This is a genomic window from Clostridium sp. ATCC BAA-442 (genome assembly GCF_964239415.1).
GTDB classification, from domain to species: domain Bacteria; phylum Bacillota; class Clostridia; order Oscillospirales; family Oscillospiraceae; genus Flavonifractor; species Flavonifractor plautii.
Window position 1 is genome coordinate 11,979 of sequence record NZ_CAXSQB010000064.1, and the last position, 6,626, is coordinate 18,604.

The following is a 6,626-nucleotide window of genomic DNA, read 5'->3' on the forward strand; positions in this document are numbered from 1 at the left end:
CCCCCCCCCCGCGGGCGGGGACAAGCCCCGCCCCTACGTAATGCGCCTTTCTTTGCAGGGGCCGCCGGGCAGATCGCGGGCGGGGACAAGCCCCGCCCCTACGTCCAAGCGACGCAAGACAGCCCGCCGGAAACGAAATCCCGGATGTAGGGGCGGCAAAAACAGTTTTGGAAACTGCGGAAACTTTTGGGCGTTTTTTTCGTCTAATAGATAGCCGCGGCAAATTTAAGGTTTCCTTAAGAACTTGTCACTGCTTTGTAATGCCAAGCCCCGCGGCTTGTGGTACAATGGTAAATGTAATCCAATCGCCAATCTTTAGGGAGGAACAGACATGACCGAACAGCAGACCCCAGTGATGACCCCGCCGGCCGCGCCCCCGGCCGCCCCTACTGGGCCGAAGAAGAAACGCAAGGGCCGGGGCAAGACGATCGCGGGAATTCTCATTGTCGCCGCCATCGCCATCGCGCTCGTCGTGCTGGTGTGGTACTTTGTATTCCGGGAGGACGGCTCCAAGGGCGAGGTCATGACCGACTTCGTCACCCGGGGCTCCATCCAGTCCATGGTGGAGGGCAGCGGCACCACCAAAGCCAAGGACTCCGCCACCGTCACGCCCGGCTCGGGCACCATTCTGGAGCTCTTCGTCCAGGAGGGCGACCAGGTGACCGCGGGCCAGCAGCTCTACCGTATGGACGACACCACCGCACGCGACGCGGTGACCGAGGCCCAGAAGTCGGTGGACAACTGCAACAAGGAGCTCCAGGCCGTCTATGACAAGATCGCGGAGCTGAGCATCACCGCCCCCCACGCGGGCAACCTGCGGGAGGTGGCCGACCTCAAGGTGGGCGACACCGTCAACGAGGGCGACACCATCGCTACCCTGGTCAACGACACCAAGCTGCGCCTCTCCCTGTACTACAGCTACGCCTATGAGGGTGACATCAAGGTGGGGCAGACCGCGCAGATCTCCATCCCCGCCATCATGGCGCCCGTCACCGGCAAGGTGGAGCAGATCAATAAGGTGCGCTTTGTCTCCCCCGAGGGCGCCACCCACTTCGAGGTGGTGCTGGTGCTGGACAACCCCGGCACCCTCGCCGAGGGGATGGACGCCTCTGCCGGCCTCACCGCCGCCGACGGCACCCCCATCTACCCCTACCAGAACGGAAAGCTGGAGTACTACGAGTCCACCAAGATCACCGCCAAGGCCACCGGCCCGGTGGAGCGCGTCAGCCTGCTGAACTACGGCGACGTGAAGGCCGGGCAGCTCCTGGTGCAGTTGGGCGCCAAGGACACCGACGAGGAGATCGCCTCCAAGGAGAACGCCCTCAAGGCCGCCCAGGAGAAGCTGGAGGAGGCCACCAAGGAGCTGGAGAAGTACAACGCCGTCGCCCCCATTGACGGCACGGTTCTCCAGTGCAGCCTGACCGAGGGCCAGGAGGTATCCAGCGGCCAGGGCATCACCATCGCCGACACCTCCCAGATGATCATCGAAATTCAGGTGGACGAGCGCAACGCCCGCTACATCAAGGCCGGTATGATGGTGGACATCAACCAGTACGGCACGCCCTACGTGGGCATCGTGGAGAGCGTATCCATGACCGCCTCCGGCGAGAACGGCGTGGCCTCCATTCCCGCCGTCGTCACCGTGGACAACTACGACGGCAGCATGATCCCCGGTACTTACGCCGAATACTCCTTCGTGGCCAGCGAGTCGGAGGACTGCCTCACCGTCCCCGTCCAGGCCGTCAAGTATGTCAGCTTCGCCAACGTCCAGCTCCCCGAAACCCTGGATGCCGATCCCTCCGCCGGAATGGATGACGGTATGATGGACGGCGGCATGATGGACGACGGTATGATGGACGACGGCATGGTGGACGGCGGCATGATGGACGACGGCATGGTGGACGGCGGCGTGGAAGCTCTGCCCCAGTCCTACTCCGGCGGCGCTTTTGCTGATCCCTTGGGTATGGTCGCGGTGCCGATGCCCGGCGGCGGCGTCATCGTGGACGGCGGCTCCATGGGCGGCTCCTCCGGCGGCGCCAGCGACGACAGCACCGGCGTCATCGTGTGGGTCAAGTCCAAGGAGGCCCCCGCCAACGCCATTCTGGAGCCCGACCCCACCTGGGACTGCCCCGAGGGCTTCTGGGCCGTGCCCGTCGAGGTCGGCCTGTCCGATAATTCCAAGGTGGAAATCACCCGCGGCCTGGCGGAAGGCCAGGAGGTCTTTATCGGCTACCAGAACCCCGACGAAATGTACTATTAAAGAGGGCCCCGGTATGCTCATTGATGTAAAAAACCTCTTTAAAATCTACCACGAGGGGGAGGAGAGCGAGGTTCGCGCACTGGACGGCGTCTCCCTCTCCGTGGACCGGGGAGAATTCCTGGCCATCATCGGCCAGTCCGGCTCCGGCAAGTCCACCCTCATGAATATCCTGGGCTGCCTGGACATCCCCACCTATGGGGACTACCACCTGGACGGCGTGGATGTCACCGAGCTGTCCGACCGGCAGCTCGCCCACATCCGCAACAAGCAGATCGGCTTCATCTTCCAAGGCTTCAACCTCATCCCCGCCCTCAACGCCTGGGAGAATGTGGAGCTGCCCCTCATCTACCAGGGCGTGCCCGCCTCCAAGCGGGCCGACCGGGTGGAGGCCGCCCTGGAGCGGGTGGGTCTGGCCGAGCGCGCCGGGCACAAGCCCACCGAGATGTCCGGCGGCCAGCAGCAGCGCGTGGCCATCGCCCGCGCCATCGCCACCCAGCCCCCCATCATCATGGCCGACGAGCCCACCGGTGCCCTGGACTCCCGCACCGGCAAGCACGTGCTGGAGATCCTCCACGGCCTGCATGACGACGGCTCCACCATCATCCTCATCACCCACGACAACGGCATCGCCGCCACCGCCGAGCGCGTCGTGCGCATCTCCGACGGGCATATCATCTACGACGGCGACAGAGAGGGGGCCTTTCTGTGAACCTGACCCAAGCCTTCAAGATCGCGGTCAAATCCATCGCCGCGAAAAAGGCCCGCTCCGCCCTCACCATGCTGGGCGTCATCATCGGCCTGGCCGCCGTCATCATCCTGGTCTCCTACGCCGAGGGCCAGAACCGCCAGATGCGGGAGTACTACGAGAGCCTGGGCAACAACGTGGTCAACATCAATGCCTACAGCCCCTCCGGGCGGGATCTGACCAAGACCATCCGGGACTACTGCATGGAGGATCTCGACGACTACATCCTGGGCCTCACTCCCACCGTGGACTACTACGACCAGACTATCCTGAAGTACGGCGCCAAGTCCATGGACAGCAATAACAGCAACTGGGACGAATCCCCCCAGCTCGTCATGGGCAACCAGGACTACTCCCTGTGCAACAACTTCACCATCGCCCGGGGCCGGGACATCTCCTTCCTGGACGTGGAAAACTACAGCCAGGTCTGTGTCCTCGGCTCCAAAATCGCCGACACCCTCTTCAACTACATTGACCCCGTGGGTAAGGAGATCACCATCAACGGCATCCCCTTCACCGTTGTCGGCGTCTTTGAGGAGAAGGACCCCAACAACATGTCCGGTATGGACCGCTATGTGCTCATTCCCTATACCGTGAACCGCATCATCAGCGGCAAAACCGAAATTGGAAGTTTTGTGGCAAAGGCCAAGGACTCCGCCACGACCACCAAGGCCGTCTCCCTGCTCCAGGGCTACCTGGACAGCCTGCTGGGCCCGAATGAGGGCAATGTCTCCACCCCCAATACCTGGCAGGAGCAGAGCGAGGAGCAGGACAAGATGCAGCAGCGCTTCCTGGGCGGCATTGCCGCCATCTCCCTGGCCGTCGGCGGCATCGGCATTATGAACATCATGCTGGTCACCGTCACCGAGCGCACCCGGGAGATCGGTATCCGCAAGGCCATCGGTGCCGAGCGCAAGAGCATCATCGCCCAGTTCCTGATCGAAGCCTGCATGATCTGCGGCATCGGCGGCCTGTTCGGTATCGCCGCGGGCTACATCGGCACCTTGATCGTGGGCAAATTGTCCTTTAAAATGATTCTATGGCCCAGCCCGGGCGTTGCCGTCGGCTCCTTCTTCATTTCCGTGGCCCTGGGCGTCATCTTCGGCCTGTACCCTGCCATCAAGGCCTCCGGCCTCCAGCCGGTGGATGCCCTGCGGGCCGATTAAAGGAGAGAGAATATGAGATTAAAACGACTGATTTCCTGCCTTCTGTCCGCCGCGCTGCTGGCCGGGCTACTGGTATTTCCTCCCGCTTCGGCGTCCGGCTCGGGCGGCTTCTCCGACATCAGCGATTCCACTGTCGCCGACGCCGCGGAGATGCTCCGCCTGCTGGGCGTGGTGGACGGCACCGGCGGCGGCGCCTTCAACCCCGGCGGCACCCTGAGCCGGGCCGAGTTCTGCAAAATGACCGTGGAGATCATGGGCCGCGGCGCTGAGGAGCCCGCCCAGCGCAACCGCACCATCTTCACCGATGTGGGCCCCACCTACTGGGCCAGGGGCTACGTGAACCTGGCCTCCTCCATCACCATCGGCGGCACCGCTGGTGAGAATGGCGGCACCACTGGCGGTACACGCCTGATTATGGGCGTGGGCGACGGTACCTTCCGCCCCAACCAGGCCATCACCTACGGCGAGGCCGTCACCATCCTCATGCGGGTGCTGGGCTATGGAAGCGCCGATGTGGCCACCGGCTCCAACTGGTATGACGGCTATGTGGCCGTGGCCCAGTCCTCGGGGCTGGCCGACGGCCTGAGCCTGGGCGGCGCGGCCACCCTCACCCGCGGGCAGGCGGCGATTCTGTTCTATAACCTGCTCTTTACTGAGCCTAAGGACAGCGACCAGGTGTACCTGACCACCCTGGGCGGTTCCCTGGAGGACAACGTGGTGGTTCTCTCCACCGACGCCACTGCCGACGACGGCACCACCGGCTCGGTGCTCACCACCTCCGGCACCTATAAGACCGACCGCGTCTCCTTCCCCGGCGAGCTCAACGGTACCCGCGGCCAGCTCGTTCTGGATAAGAACAAGAAACTGCTGGCCGTCCTCCCCGAGGAGGGCAGCACCTTCCGCTCCGTCACCGTCATGGGCAGCCCGGAGGCCAACGCCATTCCTGTGTTGGGCGACGAAACCATCTCCGTCACGCTGGAGACCCCGGTCTATACCAGCGACGAGCAGGCCGCCAGCACCTACGAGAAGATCTGGACCAGCCTGCGCTCCGGCGCCAGCCTGCGTCTGTGCTTCAACAGCTCCGGTAAGCTGGAATACATCTATATGCCCTCCAAGACCGCCAGCGTCAGCGACGACAACGTGCTGGTGGCCAAGAACAAACCCACCGGCTCCAACAACCCCTTCGCCTCCCTGTCCGGCGGCAAGACCCCGGCCCAGATCTACAAGAACGGCATCCCCGCCGAGCTCAGCGACCTGCGCCAGTATGACGTGGGGACCTACGACAAGTCCTCCGATACCCTGTTTGTCTCCGATCTGAAGCTCAGCGGCCTGTATGAGAACGCTTACCCCAACGCCGCCGCTCCCTCCACCGTCACCGTAATGGGCGCTAAGCTCACCGTACTGCCCAGCGCACAGGCGGATCTTGCTGCATTCAAGGTGGGCGACAAGGTTACCCTGCTGCTCACCACCACCGGCCAGGTGGCGGGGGCTGTCTCTCCCGATGTGGCCAAGTCCAACGCCGTCGGCGTGGCCGAGGTGAAGGGTACCATGGCGACCATCAAGTTGCTGGACGGCATCCTCACCCTAGAGGGCAAGACCACTTACAGCGAAGCCGCCGCCGCCAAGCTCAACGGCTGCCTGGTGACGGTATCCTCCTATAAGCGTGACTATCTGACCCTGAGCAAGGTAAACGGAAAGGGCGCCTCCACCGCGCTGAACCTGACCACCAACCGCATGGGCACTAAGGAGCTCTCCGCTGGCGCCCGCTTCTTTGAGCAGGTAAGCAACGGCAGGCTGGTGGAGATTGACCGCAGCGACATTACCATCACCAGCATCCCGGCCAACAAGATTACCTATGTGGGCTATGACTGGGCCGGCCGCGTGGATAAGCTGGTGCTTAACGATGTTACCGGCGACTGCTACGACTACGGCATGATTTATTACCGTGCCGCAGGCTACGAGGAGAGCAAGGACGACGGAAGTGAGGGCAGCTATCAGAACGGTGAGATCCGGGTCACCAACGGCAGCGGTGAGCACACCTATGTAGTCGGCTCTGTGGACGGCGCCAAGACCAACCGCATGGGCGGCGTCGCCGGCTCTCTGGACCAGTTGGACGGCAAGAATCGCATGGCCGCGTTTATGCCGCTGAACGAGGCCACGGGCATCCGCCGCGCCCAATTCGATACCGACGCCATGCTTCTGACCACCAACTCCATGGTGATCCCCATTTCCGACAAGGTTGAGTGCTACAATAAGACTACTGGAGATTGGTTTAAGCCCGGCGAGGATGGCGACCACAAGGCTGCGCTGAATCTGGCACTGGCCTTCTCCGACGATATCACCGTCTACTATGACCGCTCTCCCGAGGAGGGCGGCAAGGTCCGCATCGTCGTTGTGGAATGAGTTTTGTTCTACCAAAAGTCTACCAGAAACGCCTTGGAACCCTTTGGGTTCC

General features: G+C 63.0%; 4 protein-coding genes. All 4 read left to right on the forward strand.

The window, feature by feature from the left end; genetic code table 11:
- The first annotated feature begins 331 nt into the window (after nucleotides 1-331).
- The 4 genes from ACESY8_RS17745 to ACESY8_RS17760 are packed head-to-tail and all read left to right on the forward strand — an operon-like array spanning nucleotide 332 to nucleotide 6,574.
- Complete coding sequence (locus ACESY8_RS17745; protein WP_054339574.1) at nucleotides 332-2,260, forward strand: efflux RND transporter periplasmic adaptor subunit; 1,929 nt, start codon at nucleotides 332-334, stop codon at nucleotides 2,258-2,260.
- A 13-nt stretch (nucleotides 2,261-2,273) separates the two neighbouring features.
- A complete protein-coding gene (locus ACESY8_RS17750; RefSeq protein ID WP_007494384.1) occupies nucleotides 2,274-2,969 on the forward strand; it encodes an ABC transporter ATP-binding protein in 696 nt (231 codons plus the stop codon).
- Entirely contained in the window at nucleotides 2,966-4,171 is a 1,206-nt protein-coding gene (locus ACESY8_RS17755; protein WP_007494386.1) for an ABC transporter permease, read from the forward strand. Before ACESY8_RS17750 ends, ACESY8_RS17755 begins: the two co-directional genes overlap by 4 nt.
- 12 nt (nucleotides 4,172-4,183) lie before the next feature.
- On the forward strand, nucleotides 4,184-6,574 hold the full coding sequence (locus ACESY8_RS17760) for an S-layer homology domain-containing protein (protein ID WP_054339573.1): 2,391 nt from the start codon (nucleotides 4,184-4,186) through the stop codon (nucleotides 6,572-6,574).
- The last annotated feature ends 52 nt before the right edge of the window (nucleotides 6,575-6,626 follow it).